Origin of the sequence: Alkalihalobacillus sp. AL-G (assembly GCF_030643805.1) — a bacterium.
Lineage (GTDB): Bacteria > Bacillota > Bacilli > Bacillales > Fictibacillaceae > Pseudalkalibacillus.
Genome location: NZ_CP094656.1, coordinates 3,575,296 through 3,597,525 on the forward strand (window position 1 = coordinate 3,575,296; position 22,230 = coordinate 3,597,525).

The following is a 22,230-nucleotide window of genomic DNA, read 5'->3' on the forward strand; positions in this document are numbered from 1 at the left end:
ATGGCGATTATAATCAATATTGATGTGATGCTGGCAAAAAGAAAAATGAGCGTAACAGAACTTTCGGAGAGGGTTGGAATCACAATGGCTAACCTTTCTATATTGAAAAATGGAAAGGCAAAAGCGATTCGATTATCAACATTAGAGGCGATTTGTAAGGCTCTAGAATGTCAGCCTGGAGATGTTTTAGAATACAAAACTGACGAAGACCGTCAGGGATGATGCCAATCTTCAACTAACGCGGGATAGTTGTACAAGACCAATACTATAAGAAAACTTGACTAGCGCCAACCCTTAGTGTAGCCGATCGCACTAGTTGCACATATACTTGGGAGGTAAACTTTTCTCCAACGTCGGTAATTCTTCTTGCTGAAAAGTTATACTTCCTAACGTATAAAGTTAAAACGCTTGGGTTCTTTGAAATACCCAAGCGTTATTGTGTTCTGATTATTTTGTTATTGAAGTATCATTAACCTTTTTAACCTCGGAATAAAGGGATTTAAGTGTTTTTACGTATTTTTGGACGGTGGAAACCGATACACCGTACTGTTCAGCAATATCCCTTTGTGTCGTCACCGTCTTACCTTTTAAAATATCTGCAAGATACGAGATCGCACCTGACCAGGCATTTGTGTTCGTTAACATCTGGGCTTCATCTCTTGCTTCATGAAGGAGAAGATGCCACAATAAAGCCGTTTCTGCATCCAACTCGTCCCGACAAGCAATCAGATTTTCCAAAATTTCAAGACCCTTTCCCATTTCGACAGAAGGCTCATCATATTCTTGAAGACCTTCCTCGCCATGAACTTCAACCCTATCATCACCAAGCTCAAACAAAAGGGTGGCCGCAAGCTCTTTCATGACTCCAGATTCCTTAGGTTCCGCGCAAAAAGATTTTAGTGTCGTAAGTGCATTTTCATCCTTCCACTTTCGTAGCAACAACAGATGAGAAAGCTTATTTTTATGGATTGTACTTCTTAATTTTAAAATCCGTTCAGATAAATCATCCTGGTTTTGAAGCTGGCTAGTTGGGATGGTGTATTGATATTCGGCTTCCTCCGGTTCAAGGATCCCGTGCTTCAATTGCTCTAGATAAAAGGGAGCGACAGGACTTTCCGGGTCAAAGTCAATCAGCTTTTCCCAGCATTCCTGTGCCAATTCTTCTTTCCCCATTTTAAATGCAGAAACAGCCAGCCAGTGGAAAAACGGAGTGTTCCAGGCATGGCCGAACTTTTTTATCGAATAAAGCCACTTAAATGCAGCCTCATCCTCTCCAAGCAACGCAAACGTACTGCCGAGCTTGTAACGATGCTCTGGAGTAATCGGATGAATGGTACGAAGGAGACCTAGAAAACGTTCACATTCATTTTCTTGCCCTAATTGCTTATGAAAAAGGGCGATATTGCAGAGTGCATGGAGGTTTCCGGTGTTTTTGTCAAGCACATCATCAAGCACAATGAATGCCTCTTCGTACTCACCAAGATAAAAATGAGCGAGAGCCAAGTTGTTGTACGCAGCCCAAAATTCAGGATGCTCAAGAACCATTGTCTTTAGGATATCCCTTGCTTTTTTGAAATCGCCTTTTTCAAGAGAGCGACGTGCTTTTTCATGTTTGACAATCAATTTTTCTTCTGTTGCGTCATTTTCCGAGTCCTCGCCGTACTCTAGCTCGATCAATTCTAGAAGCTCTTCAATCTCGTCATAGAATTCTCCGTCCGGTTCGTGTTCCATGTATCGAACCGCTTCTCTTTCTGCCTCACGAAACATACCCAGATGTGCATAATTGTTTGCCATAAAATAATAGCATTCCGAAATATCGGGATCGATGTCACTGACGATGTATTCAAGTAAATCATTCGATTCAATAAAATCGCCAAGTTCTGCATGCGTCGCTGCTAGCTGGCATAAGTAAGTAGGGTCTTTCGGTTCTATTTCAACTGCACGTTCAAATAAGCGTTTTGCCTTATATAAATCCTTTTTTTGATAGGCTTTTAATCCTTTTCGAAAAAATTGCTCCCCGGTTCGAGCAAATGGAATTACATTTGCTCTTTGTTGCATAATGCTTTCGTTTACTTTCATTTACTACCCTCACCCGTTCTCTGAAACTCTCTTTCGAAAGTATAACATAGGAGAGTAAGGACGAACACAGGTAATTCATGTATGTACGTGGTGTTTCGGATAGCTCTTTGTTCCGTCGGTATTTTTCGAATTTACTAGCTGCCTCTTCATAAAATATCCAAATTAGGTGCAAAGTGGACACTCCACTTTTTTATTTTAGATTCGTACATGGGGCTCAAGAAATGTTCATTAATTGGATAGATTTACGGATGTAAATCCTCCTGTCACAGGTACTTAGTTGTTAATTACTATTAAAATACTCTGCGAAAATTGTAAGCGGACTATAGTCTGCATGCACCCGAGTTATGACAGAAATGCGCTATGGAATTTTGAATAATCACCTCTAAAGTTGGTGAATCATAGCTGATGATGCTATCTAAATACGATAATTCGACACGAAGTTCGACACCGTATTTTACCGGTTGGGTGGAATATAGAATGTATCTCCGTTTCGCAGTTTTTTCTTCACTTTCGCAGTTAATTTGGAGATTTCGCAGTTCCTTACACGGATCTCGTAGTTCCTCGCCCAAAGAGTATGCGTGAACATCCTCTGGTAGGCGTAGGAATCTCGTTTTCACGAGGAAATGCCTAAGTTTGACGCGGAATTTTGATTTTTCACACGGAACTAGGGGAGTTTGACGCGGAAATCTTATTTTTGACGCGAAAGTGCAGGAACTTGAAGCAGGAATCGGTTTCGAAGATATATCCGCCCCGTTTCACATCCTAAATTTTCCATATAAATTCGTTGATTTTTGAAATTTCGCCTCTGATTTCGTAATTAATCTTTAGATTTCCCAAAAACTTACGTTTTGCGAAATTTCACGCCCCAACTCACTCAACTTCATCAGCTTGTGCCTTGAATTTACAACTTCACCTATATAGGAAAAACCCGATTTGACTGGTCCCATCAATTCGGGTCTTCACTCTTTTTCATATGCCGTTGTTCGAGCACGGATAGAACATCATCAAGCGGTAGCTTTTGCTCCTTCAAAAGGACAAGCAAATGATAAATAAGGTCCGCTGACTCCCAGGATAACTCGTCTTTATCACGATTTTTCGCTGCGATAATGACTTCGGACGCCTCTTCGCCGACCTTCTTCAAAATTTTATCGATACCCTCTTCAAATAGATACGTTGTATAGGCATCTTTCGGTCGCTCCTTCTCACGCTCGGCAATCACCGATTCCAGCTGTGACAATATCGCAAACCTGTCCGAACGAGCTCCATCACTGACCTTCTTTTCCTCTATGATCGCTTTGCCTCCGCCGATTTTATCCCAGTCGTGCAGCACAGACCTGCCTTCGCCGATGTTTTCTCCAGACTCCAGCAATGATCCGCCAAAACAGCTATTGCTTCCCGTGTGACACGCGGGTCCGGATGGCTCCACGAGTGCGACCAACGCATCCTGATCACAGTCATAGCGCAAATCAACGATCCGCTGGGTGTTCCCAGACGTTTCTCCCTTGTGCCAAAGTTTCTGACGGGACCGGCTATAAAACCAAGTCTCCCGCGTTTCCAATGATTTTCCGAGCGACTCTTCATTCATGTAAGCTAGAGTCAGAACCTCTTTAGTCCCGACATCCTGAACGACACAAGGAATCAAGCCGCTCTCATCAAAGCGCAGTTCCTCTATTTTCATCGTATGTTCACCCCTCGTTCTATTAAAAACTCTTTCACAGCCGTAATCGACGTCTCTTTATAGTGAAAAATCGATGCTGCCAACGCCGCGTCAGCATCCGCCACTTTAAAAACCTCATAAAAATCATCAGCAGATCCGGCACCCCCTGACGCAATCACAGGCACGGTGACTGAATCGCGAACCGCCTTTGTCAGCTTTAAATGGAACCCGGATTTCCCGCCGTCCTGATCCATACTCGTCAACAGCAATTCTCCAGCCCCTCGCTTGACCGCTTCCTTCGCCCAGTCAATCACGTCCCAGTCCGTTGCACGTTGACCACCATTCGTGTAAACGCGCCACGACCGCATTTCCTTATCATAACGGGCATCAATCGCGACCACGATGCATTGGGAACCAAAATATTCGGAACCGATCGTAATGAGCTCGGGCTGTTTGACCGCTGCCGTGTTCAGCGACACTTTATCCGCTCCAGCCCGTAAAACCGCCTTGATGTCTTCAAGCGAGTTGATTCCGCCTCCTACCGTAAAAGGAATCGCAAGTGTTGCCGCAACCCGCTCAACTAGGCCGATAATGATGTTTCGACGTTCATTTGAAGCTGAAATATCGAGAAAAATCAGTTCGTCCGCACCTTGTTCATCGTACGCTTTTGCAAGCTCAATCGGATCGCCGGCATCCTTCAGTCCGACAAACTGAATGCCCTTCACGACCCGGCCATCCTTTACATCAAGACACGGAATGATCCGTTTTGTAATCATACTAACCAGTCACCTTCTCAAGTGCTTCTCGCAGCGTAAATTGCTTCGTATATAACGCTTTTCCGACGATCGCACCAATAATTCCGACATCACGGCTCTCAGCAAGTTTACCGACATCCTCCAAAGAGCTTACGCCACCAGATGCAATCACCTCCGCACCTGTCTCTGCGGCGATTTCCGTAATCGCGGACAGGTTCGGTCCTGTTAACGTCCCATCCCGAGAGATATCGGTAAAAATAAGCGTTTTTGCCCCGGCGTCCACAAGCTCCCTTGCCAGGTCTATCGCGGAGACTTCAGACGTATTCAACCAGCCCTCTGTCGCGACATATCCATCCCGCGCATCGAGACCAATCGCAATCCGATCTCCGTATGTTTGCAGCATTTGTTTCGTAAAATCGGGTCTGTTTACAGCGATGCTTCCAAGAATGACCCGATCAACTCCATTTTCGAGATAGTAGCGGATGTCCCTCTCTGAACGGATCCCTCCGCCAACCTGCACTTTCATCCCTAATTCAGCTGCGACCTGCAAGACGTATTTGTCATTTACTTTTCCTGCGGATTTCGCGCCGTCTAGATCGACCATATGAATCCATTTCGCACCTTCGCCCGCAAATCGTTGGGCCATTTCGAAAGGGGAGTCCCCATAAACCGTTTCCTGATCGTAGTCGCCCTGATAAAGGCGAACACATTTCCCGCCACGCATATCAATCGCTGGATATAGATCAAATCGCATCTCATGTCACCTCTCCCGTACGTAATTTGCAAAGTTTTTCAAAATCTTCAGACCAGCAACACTGCTTTTTTCAGGATGGAATTGCGCTCCGAAAATCGTGTCACTCCCGACAACCGCAGGAACTTCCTCATAGTAATCGGCCGTCGCCAACAGCACGTTTCTCTTGTCGGTTTTCACATAATACGAATGGACAAAGTACACGTGATTCGCCTGAAGGTCCGTTAATAATCGGGACGCAGGCTTTTTGATGATCAACTCATTCCATCCCATGTGCGGAACCTTATAATGCGCACCATCAACCGTCGTCCCTGAAAAACGAACGACCCGACCCGGCAACAATCCTAAGCCGGTTGTTATGCCGTTCTCCTCGCTCTCCTCAAATAAAAGCTGCATCCCGAGGCATATTCCGAGAATCGGCTTTCCCGCTTGGGCATTGCGGACGATATACTGATCCATCCCGCTTTCCTTCAACGCATGCATTGCGTCCTTAAACGCACCAACTCCTGGTAGGAGCAGTGCATCTACCTCGTCCAGCTCGCTTTTTTCACCTGATAAAATATGATCGATTTCGAGCCTTCGCAACGCATTCATGACCGAATGAAGATTTCCCATCCCGTAATCAATGATCCCGATCATCCTGCTACAGCATTCCTTTCGTCGATGGCACACCAGTCACACGTGGATCTAGCATTGTCGCTTCATCCAATGCCCTTCCGAGTGCTTTGAAAATCGCCTCGATCATATGGTGTGTATTTACCCCGTGATGGACAATAATATGCAAATTCATGCGTGACTCTAATGCAAGTTTCCATAAAAACTCGTGAACAAGCTCTGTATCGAACGTTCCAACCTTTTGCGAAGGAAAGGAAGCGTTGAACTCAAGGTGCGGCCGGTTGCTAAGATCGACAACGGCCTGCGCGAGTGCCTCATCCATCGGCACAAAGGCATTCCCGTAGCGGCGGATTCCCTGCTTATCACCAAGCGCCTCCTGCAGTGCTTGCCCGAGACAAATAGCAATATCCTCGGTCGTATGATGGTCGTCAATCTCCGTATCCCCTACCGCTTCAACAGAAAGGTTAAACAATCCATGGCGCGTAAAAAGATCAAGCATATGATTCAAAAATGGAACAGGGCACTGCATGCTTGCTGCACCGCTGCCATCGATTTGAAGCGTCAATGCTATACCGGTCTCATTCGTTTTTCGCTGAATAGTAGATGTTCGTTCCTGTGTCATAAGCTAATTGTCCTCCAATCGTTTATCAATCGCCCTCGCGTGAGCTTCAAGCCCCTCGAGCCGTGCGAGCTTACTGATTTTTCTTCCGTTATCGTAAAGTGCATCGGTACTATAATAGATGACACTCGTCTTCTTGATAAAATCATCGATGCCGAGCGGGCTTGAAAACCTTGCTGTGCCACTTGTCGGGAGCACGTGGTTCGGACCGGCAAAATAATCTCCGATAGGCTCTGCACTATTTTTCCCGATAAAAACAGCACCGGCATGCTTGATTTTTCCAAGCAATTCAAACGGCTCATCGGCGACGAGTTCCAGATGCTCTGGCGCCAGTTCGTTGATTGCATCCATCGCTTCATCCTCTGTTGTCACCACATAGATAACGCCATTGCTGATGACGGAAGCCTCGGCAATTTCTTTACGCGGCAAGCATTCCAACTGGCGGATCACCTCTTTAGACGTTTCCTTCGCCACTTTTGGAGAGATTGTAACGAGGACAGCCGATGCAAGCTGATCATGCTCTGCCTGGGATAATAGATCCGCAGCAAGAAGGACCGGGTCCGCCGTCTCGTCCGCGTAAATTACGATTTCACTCGGACCGGCGATCATATCGATGCCGACAAGCCCGAACACTTCCCGTTTCGCCAGTGCAACGTATATGTTTCCAGGGCCAACGATTTTGTCCACTGGCGGAATCGATTCGGTACCGTATGCAAATGCTCCGATCGCTTGAGCACCGCCTACCTTATAAATTTCAGTGACCCCGCCTTCGTTTGCCGCAACGAGGACACTTGCGGGCATCGAACCATCAGGGCGTGGCGGTGAAATGAGCGCGATCCGTTCGACTCCAGCAACCTTAGCAGGAAGGATGCCCATCAACACCGAGGAAGGATACTCCGCCGTTCCACCTGGCACATAGACACCGACAGAATCGAGTGGTGTCACCTTCTGACCAAGTACCGACCCGTCTTCCTTTGTCATCATCCACGATTGCTGGATTTGCTTTTCATGGTAAACTCGAATATTTTCAGCCGCTTCACGAATGATTTCAATCATATCCTCATCCAATGAATGATACGCTTGTTCAATTTCCTTCTCACTCACCTTAAGCGTGTCCAGCTTTGCACCATCAAATTTTTCCGTTAATTCAAATAAAACCTCGTCGCCCTCATTTTTGACGCGCTCCAAGATCGACTGGACCGTTTTCCGTTGCTCGTCTGTCCCATGATCCAATCTGCGCCGTATCTTTTCCCCATTGAGCGTCCGGACTTTCATGTGACCCTCTCCTTTTTTGCAATAACCTGTTCTAACCGTTCGACCATCTCATCGATCATCGCTGCCTTCATTCGGTAACTGACCGGGTTGACGATGAACCGCGACGTTATGTCGGTGATTTTTTCTGTTTCGATCAAACCGTTTTCCTTTAACGTCCTGCCCGTCGAGACGATGTCGACAATCCGGTCCGCCAACCCAATCAATGGTGCCAGCTCAATCGAACCGTTCAATTTGATGATTTCAACCTGCCTTCCTTGCGACCGGAAATAGGAGGACGCCACATTCGGATACTTGGTAGCGATTTTCGGAGCGACGGGATCGAGATCTGTACCCGGAAGCCCCGCAACAGCAAGGTGACAGTCGGATATGTGTAGATCAAGCACCTCATATACATCGCGTTTTTCCTCAAGCATGACATCCTTCCCGGCGATTCCGACATCGGCAACCCCATGCTCAACATACGTCGGGACGTCCATCGGCTTCGCAAGGATAAATCTCAGGTCCGCTTGTTCAATCTCAATGATCAGTTTACGAGATGCCTCAAATTCAGGTGGAAGGGGATAACCGGCTTCCCTCAGCAATTGAACCGCTTCTTCAAAAATCCGACCCTTAGGCATCGCGATCGTCAATGATTCAGTCATCGTTCCCTTCCTCCTTCCTCTTCCCGATCAAATAGGTGACACTTGAAAACGTTCCAGTGAATGCATCAATATCCGTAATTCCTTTTAGATCCTGTAAAACAACCCGTTCTCCACATTTCCTTTTATCGACCGAAAAAGCAATTGCTTCGTCTCGGTTTTCCTCGGTAAAAATAACGCAATGCACAAAGCCGTTGTTTTCTTGAGGCTGCAACGCTTCAAGTAAAGAATCAAGATGAATTCCGAATCCGGTCGCCTGGGCTTCGACATTGAATCGGGATAGCAACGTATCGTACCGCCCGCCATTACTGATTGGAAATCCAAGCTCCTGGGCATACCCCTCAAATACAACTCCAGTGTAATAGGTCATATGGCTGACCAGTGTTAAATCAAGCAGTACCACGTCCGTAGCTCCGTATGCCTTCAGGAGCTTCCGGAGTTGGTGCAGCTCTTCAATCGCTTCATAGCCAGGGGTTGATGAGATGAGCGCTTCCGCATGTTCGAGAATCGATGCGTCTCCCCGTAATTGTAAAAATTGCAACAACCTCTGTTGGTCAATCGATGACAACGGCAGCTGTTTGACGTGCTGGCGGTACCCGACATAATTTTTTTCATAGAGGTAGCGTTTCAGTTGTTCGACCCGTTCACCATTGCCGAGAATCTCCATAAACAAGGCATCCACATACCCAACATGGCCGACTGCGACTTGAAAATCGTTGAGGCCAGCATGCTGGAGCGTTTCGATCATGAGCGCGATCACCTCACCGTCCCCACTGACCGTCCCATCCCCAATCAATTCGACGCCAAATTGCTCGAATTCAGCGGGACGACCACCTTCCTGTTGTTGGGCTCGAAAAACATTGGCCGCATAAGCTAACCGCATCGGAAGCGGTTCATCCTTTAGACTGGATGCCGCAACCCGTGCAATCGGCGCCGTCATATCCGGCCTTAGCACGAGTGTCTTTCCTTCCTGGTCGAGAAGCTTGAAAAGCTGCTGTTCCAATGTGGCCGACGCTTCGCCCACGGTATCGTAGTATTCAACAGTCGGTGTTTGCATGAACCGGTATCCCCAATGACGGACTACTTGCTCCATAATCGATCGGACATCGGACTTGATTTCATATAAATCCGGCAGCGTATCACGCATACCGAGTGGTTTTTCAAACACTAACGGCTTCGACATCCCGCTCACTCCTCGGTATAAATTGTACTTTTTTTAAAAAATCTTATTTGCTTTAGTTCGCTAATTAACTACCATAGTAAAGACCTATTATGTAGTCTACCGATATGACCGAAACACGTCAATGAAAAAATTTTCCTGTATGTCATATGTTTACCCGTATTTCACAGAATTAATAGGATCGTTTACACAGAAACTTCTTATATTTTGGATAGGATTGATATAAAATGAAAATGTTAGCAAATAAAGGAATTGAAAGTGGGTCTTGTAATGTTCAATAAAATATTTTTCATTGCAATTTTGATCGGAGTTCCATTATCCGTCGCCGGCAATCTGATGCACTGGCCGCAAACAATCATGTTTATCGTTTTCTGTTCAACGATTGTTGCCCTCGCTGCCTATATGGGACGCGCAACGGAAAGCTTAGCGATCCATTCTGGCCCTCGAATCGGCGGACTGTTGAATGCCACATTCGGAAATGCAGTTGAACTTATCATTTCCATCTTCGCGTTAAAAGCAGGGTATATATCGATCGTTCTTGCCTCGTTGACAGGCTCTGTCCTCGGGAATCTGTTGCTCGTCGGCGGATTGTCCTTCTTTGTCGGAGGCCTAAAATATAAACAACAGAAATTCAATGTCCATGATGCACGACACAATTCCGCATTGCTCATGTTCGGGGTCGTCGTCGCCTTCGTTTTCCCTGAAATTTTTGCGATGAACCTTGATGAGGCGGAGGCACTTACTCTAAGCATTTGGGTATCAGGAATCTTAATTGTCCTCTATCTTTGTGCACTCTTGTTTAAGCTTGTCACACATCGAGGCGTTTACAGCCAAGAAGGTGGAGACGAGGACACACATGAGGAGGAAGAGGCTGAATGGAGCTTGAAACGTGCCATCACGATCCTAGCGCTTGCAACAGCAGCAGTAGCTTATGTGAGTGAAGCGCTTGTCCATACGTTTGAAGCCGTCGGTGAACAGTTCGGCTGGAGCGAGGTCTTTATCGGGGTGATCATTGTCGCAATCGTCGGTAATGCAGCGGAACACGCGTCGGCAATCATCATGGCCTTTAAAAATAAAATGGACATCGCAGTTGAAATCGCAGTCGGTTCAACGTTACAGATCGCCATGTTCGTTGCACCACTCCTCGTTTTGCTTTCGTTGCTTTTCCCAACACCGATGGCACTGGTCTTCACGATTCCGGAGCTCGTCAGTATGGTGCTTGCCGTCCTTTTGACGAACTCGATCGCAAACGATGGTGATACGAACTGGTTTGAAGGCGCCACCCTACTCGCCGCCTACTTCATCATGGGCGTCGGCTTCTACTTACTTTAAGTAGGACCCTCCATGACTCTACAGAAAGTATTAATCAGATAATTTTTTGAAAAAAATTATTCATTATGGACGGTTTCGAAGCGAAACATGAAATAACGATCAACCTGAGGCGGAGATCATGCAGCTCTACCTCAGGTTTTTTCATTTATGAGTAATTTTTCGAGTTTATGAGCGAAAATTAAAATTTTTTTAGGGTTTATGAGGAGCGTTTACATAATATGGAATAAAACCCGTGATTTTGCACATCTCTCTAATATAAAAGCCCCGATCAGACCAGTTCGAGCACGGTCAGATCGGGGCTTGCATTCTATTTATAAACCAAATTCACGTAACGGTGGACGAAGCGGCGAATTTCACGCTCCTGGAAGTAATAGTGGAACTGGCAACGGTGCACATTTTTAAAATAGCTGAAGTCTGTCTTCAAATATCGTTCGAGCTGTTTGCGATGAATATGTACGACCAGCTCATTGTTCTGAAACGGGACGACAATTTTCAAAATCGAGATATAATGCAGCTCCTTAAAAAGGTAGACGAGGTTATCAAGCAAAAGTTTACCGATTTTCATTTTCGAACCAAAATAATGATCATAGTCGTCAAGATAGTCCGGAGCTACGTGATCGATATTCTCAAACCGAACGACCGCTTCTTTACCGTTCCAGTAGGCATCCCTTATATAATCACTGCCACGAAGCCGTGATACAGCCGATAAAAAGAAAAAGCGGTCCTGTTGATCATTTTCTTTTTCCGATTGATTTCGGTTTGCATTCGGACGAATGAACGCATCACACATTCGGAACTCACCATTCATGTAGATCATTGACATTCTCTTTTTCTGATTCATTTGACACCCCACCTTTTACGTAAAAAAGCTTTTAAAGTATTTATCTATATATCGTCTATTTTCGACAATTGTTTACGCTTGTCCATTTGATCTTTCGTATAAATGACTTGCATCGGGTTTCCTCCGACAAAAGCCCCTGCAGGTACATCCTTATGGACAAGTGTCCCTGCTGAAACGACTGCACCATCGCCAATCGTAACACCGGGCAAAATCGTACTGTTCGCTCCGATCATCACTTCATCACCGATTATAACATCTCCGAGCCGATATTCATCAATTAAATATTCGTGCGCGAGAATTGTCGTATTGTAGCCGATGATTGAATTCCGACCGACTGAAATCCGCTCAGGAAACATGATATCGACCATGACCATCAACGCCACAGCCGTCTGTTCCCCAATATCCATCCGCAGAAACGTACGGTACAACCAATTTTTCACGGGGATAATCGGCGTATATCGTGCGATTTGGATCACAACGAAGTTTTTCAACACTTTTAAAAATGGAACCGTTTTGTAGATCTGCCAGAGTGCATTGCTTCCCTTAACAGGATAACGCTCGGTCTTCCTCATTACACGTCACTCCCAGAACCGTTAATAAGTCCGGCATTTCCTCGAGCATGAAATCAGGCTTGAAATCTGCTAGATACGACTTGCCTTTGATCGTCCAAGCAACGCCTGCTGTCAAGGTTCCCGCATTTTTTCCAGCCAAAATATCATACTTGCTATCTCCGACCATGACCGCAGCACCAATATCCGATTGAAGCTTGTCCAACGCTCGAAGTACAGGCTCAGGGTGAGGCTTCGCATTCTCGACATCATCCAACGTCACGATCGTCGTAAAATAGCTTGCCAAGCCTGTAATTTCGAGCCCTAGCTCAACTGAATCTCTCATTTTCGTCGTCACGATCCCGAGCTTGAACCCTTTTTCATGCAACGTTTTTACTGTTTCGGCCACACCTTTGAATGCGTGCACGTACTCTTCATGATGGGCAAGATTATGATCTTTATACGTTTTCACAAGCGCTTCAACCTGCTTTTCATCTACCGTTTTAAAACTATCGGCAAGAGGCTGGCCCATGAAAGGCAAAATATCCTCCCTCGTAAAACGGCCCGGATAATGATTCTCCAACGTATGCGTAAAGGAAGCGATGATCAGCTCATTCGTGTTGATCAACGTTCCATCCAAATCAAATAAAATCGTATCTATTTTCATAAAGAGGCTTCCTTTCGTTGTTCGATTGCTTTCTTTGAATCAATTCGGTTCCAAACAAATGCGACGATCATCGTTAACAGGATGGCCGTGACGAGGCGGATGATCAATAACGGCCAAACCGGAATGCCAAGCGGAATGAAGATCAGCGTATCCTCAACGACCGCATGACAGGAAACGAGAAAAATGAAGGCAAGATATAAATCCTTCTTCTTCACACCGTCCTCTTTTACCGCCTGCATCATCACACCCGCACCATATGCGAGCCCGATTGTAAGTCCAGCGGCAAGAGTCGTCGACGTGTTCTCCCTCATTCCGAGTGCCCTTGTGATTGGAGACATCCATCTCGAAAACACGCTCAGCCAACCCAAGTCCTTCATGATCTGGTTAAAAATCATCAGCGGAATCACGATTGCCGCCAGCTGGATAATACCCATTACGCCTTTTTCAATCCCAAGCCAGATGATGTTCCAAACACCTGAAACGTTTTCTTCAGTTGCGCCGATGAAACCATAAACAGCTTGCTCCGTCCCGCCCTTCCAGACGAGAGAGATGACAAAAGCAGAGATAAGCGCAAGACCGATCCGCACGACGAGGACGATCCACATTTTAATCCCTACTTTGGCGGCGACCGTCGATTCAATCAACAGGTTATGGGAAAACGAGAGCATCACAGCAAGGATAAAAACTTCCTTTACCGTCAAGTCTAAACTCAAAATCGCCCCGATTCCCGCGTACAGATTGAGGAAGTTCCCGATCACGAGCGGCAATGCGGCCTCCCCTGACAAGCCAATCCACTTCATCAAAGGCTCAGCTGATTTTACGAGCCAATCCATAACAGGGGTTTGCCCGAGAATCGTCACGAGTAGTGTAATCGGAAAAATGACCTTACCGAGTGTCCACGTCGTTCCAAGCCCGGTTTTCAAACCCTTCTTAACTGTGTTCATCAACACGCCCCGCCCCCTTTCTCATGGTGTATTCATCTGTTGGCATAAACTTCAATGGTTCCTTTACAGTGATTACAGCTCTTCGTACCGCTTTTGAGCCAATCCAGTTTTACGACGATACATGATTATAATAACGCTGACGGCGATCAACGCAATCGAAATAACCTGTGCAACCCGCAAAGAATCGGTCAGCATCAAGCTGTCGGTCCTCATACCCTCGATAAAGAAACGACCGACAGAATACCAAATTACATAGCTTAGGAACACCTCACCGCGACGAGGATTGAACCGTCTCAGCACGAGCAGCATCACAAAGCCAAGAATGTTCCAAATCGATTCATATAAAAAGGTAGGATGATAGTAAGCACCATTAATATACATTTGATTGATGATCCAGTCCGGTAAATACAGACCCTCCAGAAACGCTCGGCTAACCTCTCCGCCATGCGCTTCCTGGTTCATAAAATTACCCCAACGCCCGATTGCCTGACCAAGGATAATGCTCGGCGCCGCAATATCAACGAGCTTCCAAAACGATAGACCTTTCACTTTCGTAAATACGTAAACCGTCAGCACGGATCCGATCAAGGCACCGTGTATCGCAATGCCACCTTCCCAAATCGCTAGAATATCGCCGGGATGGTTTTTATAATAGTCCCATTCAAAAGCAACGTAATAGATCCGTGCGGAAAGAATCGCAATCGGAACCGCATAAAGAACGGCATCGACAAATACATCCTTTTCCATGCCGAGTCGACGTGATTCTCTTACCGCAAGAAGAAGCCCGAGCAGTGCGCCGAAACCGATGATGATTCCATACCAGTATACGGTCAAGGGTCCTAAATCAAAGGCAACCCTATCCAAAGGCTGAATATCGATACCCATCTATGTACCTCCTAATATAAAAAATACGAGTTCACTAACACAAAAGTTCGCCGTTTATCCTTCGGCGGCTTAAGGATGTTCCCGAGAGGATCTTCGACTAACTACGTAACGTCCTATCACAACGTCGAAGTCACCACATCCGTGTGGAAGCCGTGTGATAACATCGAACTGACTAACATCCTGTCAGCCCGAACTTCCTTTCTAAAAGTCATCATAATCCGGAGTATCCGGCTCCAACACCTTATTAAGCTTATCTGAAAATTGCTGCGCTGCATTGACGCCCATGCGCTTTAATCGGAAGTTCATTGCGGCAACCTCAATGATTACTGCAAGGTTTCTTCCGGGCCGCACTGGGATCGTCACTCTGGGCAGGTTGCAATCGATGATTTTCATTGTTTCCTCATCTAGGCCAAGTCGATCGTATGCTTTGTTCGGATCCCACGTCTCAAGATGAATCGTCAGTGCGATCTTTTTAAAATTACGGATCGCCCCTGCTCCGAACAAGGTCATTACGTTGATAATACCGACTCCACGGATTTCAAGCAAATGTTGAATCAAGTCAGGCGAACTTCCAATAAGAGTGGTTTCATCCTCCTGGCGAATTTCAACCGAATCATCCGCAACAAGACGGTGCCCGCGTTTAACAAGCTCAAGTGCGGTTTCACTTTTTCCGACGCCACTCGACCCTGTAATCAGGATGCCGATCCCATAGATGTCAACGAGTACGCCATGAATCGCTGTCGTTGGAGCGAGTTTACTCTCTAGATAATTCGTCAAACGACTGCTGAGTCGTGTAGTTGTCAGTTGTGATCGAAGCAATGGAACGTTCATTTCTTCGGTCGCTTCCTCAAGTTCAGGTGGGATTTCCCAGCCTCTAGAAACGACGATTCCAGGAGTCTTGTCTGTACAAAGCCTACGAAGACGCTCTCTGCGAATGCGTGCATCTAATCCGCTTACAAAGGAAAGCTCTGTTTTACCGAGCAATTGTAATCGTTCGGATGGATAGTACGCAAAATAACCTGCCATCTCCAGGCCAGGTCGTGAAATATCGCTCGTCGAAATCGTACGTTCTATTCCTTCTCCGCCACTTACAAGCTCAAGCTGGAATTTTTCAATTAAATCTTTGATTTGCACGTTCTCCATCTTGATGGTCACTCCCACTCTCTAGCGTATGTACCAACCTTTATTTTACCATGCTTTTGGTTTGTATGCTTTATTTACACTTATTTTTCCAAAAATCGACCAAAACTCAAAGGTTGAGTAGATTTTCTGTCGAAAGGAGTGAATAGAGAATGAAAAGATTTGAATGTTAGGGGAACTAGGCAATGATTAAACAAATAGATCTTTCTGATCCTGCACAGTTACATGAGCTTCATCAAATGCAAAAGGCATCCTATCAAGTAGAAGCAGATTTAATCGGATTTTATCGGATTCCTCCATTGGTTGAAACAGTCGAAGAATTGAAAAGTTGCGGGGAAACGTTTTATGGATACTGGGAGAATGAGAGATTGGCCGGGGCGGTTTCGATTATACATGAGGACGATGTGTGTACAATTTGTCGACTTGCGGTGCACCCTGACTTTTTCCAAAGGGGGATCGGGGGCAGTATGGTCACATATGTCGTTGACCATCTACCTTATGACAATTGGCTCGTCTCCACTGGAAAAGAGAACCACCCGGCAAGACGACTCTATGAAAAACACGGGTTTGAGCACGTAGGAGATGAAGTGATAACTGGGAAAGGAATCACGATATCGAATTATAAGAAAACCATTGACCCGAGTTAGACTTGTATTTTCCGAGTTAGACTTGTATTTTCCGAGTTAGACTTGTATTTTCTCGAATTCGCCTTCCGTCTCTTCTCAAAATCCTTCAAAAATGTAAAAATTGGAACTTAATCCACTTTTATCCCAGCATTCAGAGCTAAAAATATTCAATCGGACAGATTTACGGCCGTAAATCTTCCTATTTCAATTAAAAGAGGAATGACTTGGTGTGTCATCCCCTGGAAATCAGCTTATTTCTTTTGGAGTGGTTTTACAATGATGTTGTTGATCAGCAGGTTCAAAAGAGAAATGATGATCGCGGCACCAAGCGCCATTCCAAATCCAGAAATTTCGAACGCATCCCCCATCAGTCCAGCTGTCAGCATCAACGTAACTGCATTGATAACAAACAGGAACAACCCGAGGCTTAGCACTGTCACTGGCAGCGTCAAAATCACGAGGATCGGTTTGACGATCACGTTCATAACCGACAGTAGAAAACTCGCAACTACTGCGGCACCTAAACCGGATAAATAAAACGATTCGCTAAAGAACCCGGCAACAACCATAAGTACAATCGTATTGACTACTAAAGAAATCAACCAACCCTTCAAGCAGGCTCCTCCTTACTTTTTTGCAATCGAAATCGAGCCGGTCTTCGCCTCAGCTTCGATCTCGTAAGTCGTTGGTGCATCATGGTTCGCAATAAAGCTCATCCGTTTCTGCACGACTTCCTTGCTCTCTTTTAAAATTTCCACCTGATCAAGGTAGCAGTTCAAGCTCCCGATCGTCGCCTTCAAATCTCCTTCGATTTTCAAGCCTTCCGGGATTAGCATTTCAATTTTACCAGCAACCGTTTTCAATGAAGCTTTACCTGGGTTCGCATCATTCAGCACGAAAGTGATCGCCCCATTTAACGTCTCTGCTTCCACGTCCTCGTAACTGCCATCCACTCGAATCGCACCGTTGAGTGTCTCCAGCTTTGTTTTCTTCCATTTCCCATTTTCAAGCTTGATTTTTCCATTAGACGTCGATGCATTCAGCGAGTTCCCTTCGAATTGATTGAGGGTCACCGCGCCATTAGACGTTCGAATGTTCACCTTTCCAGTTTGTAAATCTGCTGCCGTAATCGAGCCATTCGATGTACGGAGCTGAATTTCCTCATACATTTTCTTCGGAACAAACATATGTGCTTGAACCTTCAGCTTGTTCTCATCGACCAGAAACTTCAGCTCACCTGATTCGATCCCAAAGTGAGCGTTGTTCATAAAATAGGACTTCGCTTCCTCTTGTGTTTGGACACGGTATACTGTCGCGTGACATTCGACTCGAACACTTTCTTCCTCCCACGGGTGCAACTGAATACCGCCATTCGTAATTTGTACGTTGATTCGGTCAACCGGACTGTCATTCTCTTGAAAAACATGATCAACAGGCAACGATTGCCCAAAATTCAAATCAAAATCGGTGTCCTTTAGTTTCGTTATTACTTTATCCAAAAAGCCCGAAAACTTATTTACAGTTGAGCTTTCCCTTTTCTGATGCTCTTTTTGCTTTTCCTGGCGGGTTTGTTCGGAATTGTCGTCACCCGTAGTATGTGTAGTCACTTCAGCGCTCGTTTTTTGCTCAACGGTTCCCGTTTCCCCGACCGCTTTTAGAAGTTCAACCGCTTCATTGGATGTAACTTTCCCTTCATCCAACATACGCAAGATCATTTTTCGTTCTTCCATGCCGCACTCCCCTTTTCATTTTTCAACTACCTCTTTTATATGTAAAAAAGCATGTCCAAACCCCCATTTTCCGAAATTTGTTTCAACATGCCCGCACATTTACTTGTTCTTTAAGATTTTGACACCTTTAACGACATTCCAAATGACCCCGACAAGAGTGACCCCACCGAATATAACGATACAGGTGATCGTCACCGTATTAAAGATCTGTCCTAATTCAAAAAACGAGATTGATAATAGCGCAAGCGAGACAATCGGAATCAGATGAGCCCTTAATGCCGTTTCAGCATGTTCTCTCACTTCTTTGTCGTCTATCGTCAAATAAATAATTGCGGCAACCAAAAAGGGCGCACAGAATATACTAAGATAGCTTAATGATGAAATGACCTTTTCGGACGATGACACCATATTCTCCTCCATTCAGACTGAAAATAGAAGTGCTCCGTACTAAATGTTATGCAGGCAGGGGCTGACCTAAGTCTTAAAAACTTCCGGTTTGATTTCGAACCAGTTCGTTTCAGTTCGTACCTCTCCCCTATTTTCTTTCGACAAAAAACAGAAAAAGCCTTCAAAGATTAACTTAAAAGGCTTCCTTCTCCATAAATTACCAATCTAGTGAAGCTCGATTACGGCTGGCATCTTGTTTTGGCTGTCTATGATTACCTTGAATTGAATTCTATGCATCTGGAGGGAACTATACGACCTCTATGTCTTTTCCACTTGTCGTTATAATGACCTTAAACTGCACTTTTTACACAATGAAGAGACTGACCCAAAATGGAAATCCCTTCAAGTTGTTCCAGTCTTCATATCATTGAAAAAAGTTTTATATATTTGATGAAAAATTCAAGTTGTAAGTGCAAATTCTTATTTTTGGAAGTGTTTACGGCCTTTAATTAAAAGGAAAATGGAGGTTTCTCGTGTACCTCGGATATTTCTCGCGTAAATTAGATTTTCCTCGTGCAACTCGGATTTTTCTCGTGTAACACAAATTTTTGGCGTGTAACTTGAATAATGAAGGAGGTACTGACGAGTTTTGAGTCAGCCCCCCTCCTTATTGCATATATCCGATTATTTCGCTACCGATTCTTTCTGCTTCAGCTTCTTTTCCATTCGCTTGCGATCGCGCTTCAGGATCGGCGCTAAATATTTTCCAGTGTACGATTCCTTCGTTTCCGCGATTTGTTCCGGTGTCCCTGTTCCGACGATCATTCCGCCCTTGTCCCCGCCTTCAGGACCGAGGTCGATGACGTGATCGACCGCTTTTATGACATCAAGGTTATGTTCGATGACAAGCACCGAATCTCCGTTATCGACAAGACGTTGCAACACCGTTAACAGTCGGGCAATATCGTGTACATGAAGGCCCGTCGTCGGTTCATCTAAAATATAGAGCGTCTTTCCGGTTGCACGCTTGTGCAGCTGGGAGGCGAGTTTGACACGCTGTGCTTCCCCGCCGGAAATTGTCGTCGATGATTGGCCAAGCTTAATGTAGCCAAGACCAACATCAAGCATCGTCTGGACCTTCCGCTTGATCTTAGGAATGTTCGCGAAAAATTCAACCGATTCCTCCACGGTCATCGCCAAAATATCCGCGATGTTTTTTCCTTTATACTTCACCTCAAGCGTTTCCCGGTTATATCGTTTTCCATGACAAATCTCACACGGAACATAAACATCCGGTAAAAAGTGCATCTCGATTTTGATGATGCCGTCTCCACGACACGCTTCACAACGGCCGCCTTTGACATTGAACGAAAACCGTCCTTTTTTATAGCCGCGTACTTTCGCTTCATTCGTCTGAGCAAACACATCACGAATATCATCAAAGACACCGATGTATGTTGCCGGGTTTGAGCGAGGCGTACGGCCGATCGGCGACTGGTCGATATCGATCACCTTATCGATATGATCCAACCCATCGATCTTTTTGTGTTCGCCGGGCTTATCCTTTGCCCGGTGCAGCTTTTGTGCGAGCGACTTATATAAAATCTCATTGACGAGCGTACTTTTTCCTGATCCGGAAACACCTGTCACTCCAGTAAACACACCAATCGGAATATCGACCTTTACGTTTTTCAGGTTGTGTTCAGTCGCCCCTTTGATTGTCAATTTACGTCCATCCGACTTCCGCCGTTCTGGTGGCAATGGGATGAATCGTTTTCCTGATAAATAATTCCCGGTCAGCGAGTTGTCATCCTCCATGATTTCATGTGGAGAGCCTTGTGAGGTAATGACCCCGCCATGCGCTCCAGCACCTGGACCAATGTCGATGATGTAGTCGGCCGCAAGCATCGTATCCTCATCATGCTCGACAACAATCAACGTATTGCCAAGGCTTCGCATTTCTTCAAGCGTATTGATCAACCGGTCGTTATCGCGTTGATGCAATCCGATTGAAGGTTCATCCAAAATGTACAGCACGCCAGTCAAACGGGAGCCAACCTGTGTCGCTAACCGAATCCTCTGGGCTTCCCCGCCCGAAAGTGTCCCTGCCGAACGGCTGAGCGTCAGGTAATCAAGCCCGACATTGACAAGAAACCCAAGTCTGTCGTTGATCTCACGTAAAATCAACCGACCGATTTGCAGTTCCTTTTCTGTAAGCTCCAGTGTATTAAATAAGCTTTGTGCGTCCTTAACCGACAGCTCCGTTATGTTTCCGATATGGTTTCCGCGAATCCGTACCGCTCGTGCTTCCTCTTTTAGGCGGTAACCGTCACAAGTCGGACAAGGCTTCCGAGCCATGTATCCTTCCATCTGCTCACGAATATAATCGGAGCTCGTTTCATGGTAACGGCGCTTAATATTCGGAACGACGCCTTCAAACATGATTTTGTTTTCACGCACCTGACCAAAATCGTTTTCATAGCGGAAGTGGATCTTATCCCTTCCACTGCCGTACAATACTTTATCCAGCTGTGATTTCGGCAGATTTTTGACCGGAACATCCATATCGATACCGTAATGATCGCACACGCTTTTTAAAAGCTGCGGGTAATATTGTGAGCTTTGCGGTTCCCAAGGGGCAAGCGCATGGTCCTTAAGCGAACGATCCCAGTCTGGAATGACGAGGTCAAGGTCGACCTCAAGCTTCGTACCAAGCCCATCACAGCTCGGACATGCACCGAACGGACTGTTGAACGAGAACAAGCGCGGTTCCAGCTCTCCGATCGAAAAACCGCAATACGGACAAGCATGATGCTGACTGAACAACAATTCTTCTTCTCCAATTACATCAACGATCACTTTTCCGTCTGCAATATTCAGTGCCGTTTCAAGGGAATCGGCTAGACGTGTTTCAACCCCGTCCTTGACAACGATCCGATCGATCACAATCTCGATCGAGTGCTTTTTATTCTTTTCAAGCTTAATGTCCTCACTTACGTCTTGGATCTCTCCGTCAACACGGACCCGGACATAGCCTTGCTTTTTAATATCCTCGAAAACCTTGACGTGTTCACCCTTCCGTCCGGAAACGACAGGTGCAAGGATCTGAAGCTTGGTGCGTTCCGTGTACTCCATAATCCGGTCGACCATCTGTTGAACCGTTTGGGACGTGATCTCAACATCATGGTTCGGACAGACCGGGTTCCCGATCCGTGCGAACAACAGACGTAGATAGTCATAAATCTCAGTAACGGTTCCAACAGTCGATCGCGGGTTTTTGCTCGTCGTCTTCTGATCGATGGAGATTGCCGGAGAAAGCCCTTCGATTGAATCGACGTCCGGCTTGTCCATCTGCCCGAGGAACTGACGCGCATAGGCGGACAGCGACTCGACATACCGGCGCTGCCCCTCCGCATAAATCGTATCAAAAGCGAGTGAAGATTTCCCTGAACCCGATAGCCCAGTCAGCACGACGAGCTTGTTCCGAGGAATCGACACATCGATGTTTTTCAAATTGTGTTCGCGTGCCCCTTTTATCGTAATGTTTTCATTTGCCATTCG

At 45.8% G+C, this 22,230-nt stretch carries 22 protein-coding genes; 3 read left to right on the forward strand and 19 right to left on the reverse strand.

The features are described 5' to 3' along the window. Positions 1–222: a helix-turn-helix domain-containing protein gene (locus tag MOJ78_RS18260; protein WP_304978752.1), complete on the forward strand. Its 222-nt coding sequence runs from the start codon at positions 1–3 to the stop codon at positions 220–222. Between the two features lie 225 nt (positions 223–447). Here MOJ78_RS18260 and MOJ78_RS18265 read toward each other — a convergent pair whose 3' ends face one another. The 9 genes from MOJ78_RS18265 to MOJ78_RS18305 form a co-directional block, all read right to left on the reverse strand. After that, the gene (locus tag MOJ78_RS18265; protein WP_304978753.1) at positions 448–2,079 is read right to left on the reverse strand and encodes a tetratricopeptide repeat protein; all 1,632 of its coding nucleotides are present in this window, start codon (positions 2,077–2,079) and stop codon (positions 448–450) included. Between the two features lie 946 nt (positions 2,080–3,025). Next, positions 3,026–3,757 (reverse strand): bifunctional phosphoribosyl-AMP cyclohydrolase/phosphoribosyl-ATP diphosphatase HisIE, encoded by a 732-nt coding sequence (gene hisIE, locus MOJ78_RS18270; RefSeq protein WP_304978754.1) that lies wholly within the window; start codon positions 3,755–3,757, stop codon positions 3,026–3,028. After that, positions 3,754–4,512, reverse strand: a complete 759-nt coding sequence (hisF, locus tag MOJ78_RS18275; protein WP_304978755.1) for an imidazole glycerol phosphate synthase subunit HisF — start codon at positions 4,510–4,512, stop codon at positions 3,754–3,756. The genes hisIE and hisF overlap by 4 nt, the downstream gene beginning before the upstream one ends. 1 nt (position 4,513) lies before the next feature. After that, a complete protein-coding gene (gene hisA / locus MOJ78_RS18280; protein ID WP_304978756.1) occupies positions 4,514–5,245 on the reverse strand; it encodes a 1-(5-phosphoribosyl)-5-[(5-phosphoribosylamino)methylideneamino]imidazole-4-carboxamide isomerase in 732 nt (243 codons plus the stop codon). Positions 5,246–5,251: 6 nt separating this feature from the next. Continuing rightward, positions 5,252–5,881 carry an imidazole glycerol phosphate synthase subunit HisH gene (hisH, locus tag MOJ78_RS18285; RefSeq protein ID WP_304978757.1) on the reverse strand — a complete coding sequence of 210 codons (630 nt, stop codon included), beginning with the start codon at positions 5,879–5,881 and terminating at the stop codon, positions 5,252–5,254. A gap of 4 nt (positions 5,882–5,885) precedes the next feature. Next, positions 5,886–6,479 (reverse strand): imidazoleglycerol-phosphate dehydratase HisB, encoded by a 594-nt coding sequence (gene hisB, locus MOJ78_RS18290; protein WP_304978758.1) that lies wholly within the window; start codon positions 6,477–6,479, stop codon positions 5,886–5,888. Positions 6,480–6,482: 3 nt separating this feature from the next. Continuing rightward, a complete protein-coding gene (hisD, locus tag MOJ78_RS18295; protein WP_304978759.1) occupies positions 6,483–7,751 on the reverse strand; it encodes a histidinol dehydrogenase in 1,269 nt (422 codons plus the stop codon). Next, positions 7,748–8,392, reverse strand: coding sequence for an ATP phosphoribosyltransferase (gene hisG / locus MOJ78_RS18300; RefSeq protein WP_304978760.1), 645 nt, complete (start codon positions 8,390–8,392; stop codon positions 7,748–7,750). Before hisG ends, hisD begins: the two co-directional genes overlap by 4 nt. After that, on the reverse strand, positions 8,385–9,572 hold the full coding sequence (locus tag MOJ78_RS18305; RefSeq protein WP_304978761.1) for an ATP phosphoribosyltransferase regulatory subunit: 1,188 nt from the start codon (positions 9,570–9,572) through the stop codon (positions 8,385–8,387). The genes hisG and MOJ78_RS18305 overlap by 8 nt, the downstream gene beginning before the upstream one ends. Before the next feature lie 267 nt (positions 9,573–9,839). On the opposite strand from MOJ78_RS18305, the gene cax reads away from it, so the two are divergent. After that, positions 9,840–10,901 (forward strand): calcium/proton exchanger, encoded by a 1,062-nt coding sequence (gene cax / locus MOJ78_RS18310; protein WP_304978762.1) that lies wholly within the window; start codon positions 9,840–9,842, stop codon positions 10,899–10,901. 307 nt (positions 10,902–11,208) lie between these two features. Here cax and MOJ78_RS18315 read toward each other — a convergent pair whose 3' ends face one another. The 6 genes from MOJ78_RS18315 to hprK form a co-directional block, all read right to left on the reverse strand. Beyond that, positions 11,209–11,742 carry a hypothetical protein gene (locus tag MOJ78_RS18315; RefSeq protein WP_304978763.1) on the reverse strand — a complete coding sequence of 178 codons (534 nt, stop codon included), beginning with the start codon at positions 11,740–11,742 and terminating at the stop codon, positions 11,209–11,211. Positions 11,743–11,786: 44 nt separating this feature from the next. Further along, positions 11,787–12,314: an acyltransferase gene (locus MOJ78_RS18320; protein WP_304978764.1), complete on the reverse strand. Its 528-nt coding sequence runs from the start codon at positions 12,312–12,314 to the stop codon at positions 11,787–11,789. Further along, entirely contained in the window at positions 12,286–12,957 is a 672-nt protein-coding gene (gene ppaX / locus MOJ78_RS18325) for a pyrophosphatase PpaX (RefSeq protein WP_304978765.1), read from the reverse strand. The genes MOJ78_RS18320 and ppaX overlap by 29 nt, the downstream gene beginning before the upstream one ends. After that, positions 12,954–13,901, reverse strand: coding sequence for a nucleoside recognition domain-containing protein (locus tag MOJ78_RS18330; RefSeq protein WP_304981305.1), 948 nt, complete (start codon positions 13,899–13,901; stop codon positions 12,954–12,956). The genes ppaX and MOJ78_RS18330 overlap by 4 nt, the downstream gene beginning before the upstream one ends. 72 nt (positions 13,902–13,973) lie before the next feature. Next, positions 13,974–14,786: a prolipoprotein diacylglyceryl transferase gene (gene lgt / locus MOJ78_RS18335; RefSeq protein ID WP_304978766.1), complete on the reverse strand. Its 813-nt coding sequence runs from the start codon at positions 14,784–14,786 to the stop codon at positions 13,974–13,976. A gap of 201 nt (positions 14,787–14,987) precedes the next feature. Next, positions 14,988–15,929, reverse strand: coding sequence for an HPr(Ser) kinase/phosphatase (gene hprK / locus MOJ78_RS18340; protein WP_304978767.1), 942 nt, complete (start codon positions 15,927–15,929; stop codon positions 14,988–14,990). A 182-nt stretch (positions 15,930–16,111) separates the two neighbouring features. Here hprK and MOJ78_RS18345 point away from each other — a divergent pair, with 182 nt between their 5' ends. Continuing rightward, complete coding sequence (locus MOJ78_RS18345) at positions 16,112–16,573, forward strand: GNAT family N-acetyltransferase (protein ID WP_304978768.1); 462 nt, start codon at positions 16,112–16,114, stop codon at positions 16,571–16,573. 230 nt (positions 16,574–16,803) lie between these two features. Here the strand turns inward: MOJ78_RS18345 and MOJ78_RS18350 are convergent, their stop codons facing one another. The 4 genes from MOJ78_RS18350 to uvrA all read right to left on the reverse strand — a co-directional run bounded on the left by MOJ78_RS18350 (position 16,804) and on the right by uvrA (position 22,227). After that, entirely contained in the window at positions 16,804–17,166 is a 363-nt protein-coding gene (locus tag MOJ78_RS18350; RefSeq protein WP_304978769.1) for a phage holin family protein, read from the reverse strand. A gap of 12 nt (positions 17,167–17,178) precedes the next feature. After that, a complete protein-coding gene (locus MOJ78_RS18355; protein WP_304978770.1) occupies positions 17,179–18,282 on the reverse strand; it encodes a DUF4097 family beta strand repeat-containing protein in 1,104 nt (367 codons plus the stop codon). 99 nt (positions 18,283–18,381) lie between these two features. After that, complete coding sequence (locus MOJ78_RS18360; RefSeq protein WP_304978771.1) at positions 18,382–18,690, reverse strand: magnetosome magnetite crystal formation protein family; 309 nt, start codon at positions 18,688–18,690, stop codon at positions 18,382–18,384. 663 nt (positions 18,691–19,353) lie between these two features. Further along, a complete protein-coding gene (gene uvrA, locus MOJ78_RS18365; RefSeq protein WP_304978772.1) occupies positions 19,354–22,227 on the reverse strand; it encodes an excinuclease ABC subunit UvrA in 2,874 nt (957 codons plus the stop codon). Positions 22,228–22,230 lie beyond the last annotated feature (3 nt).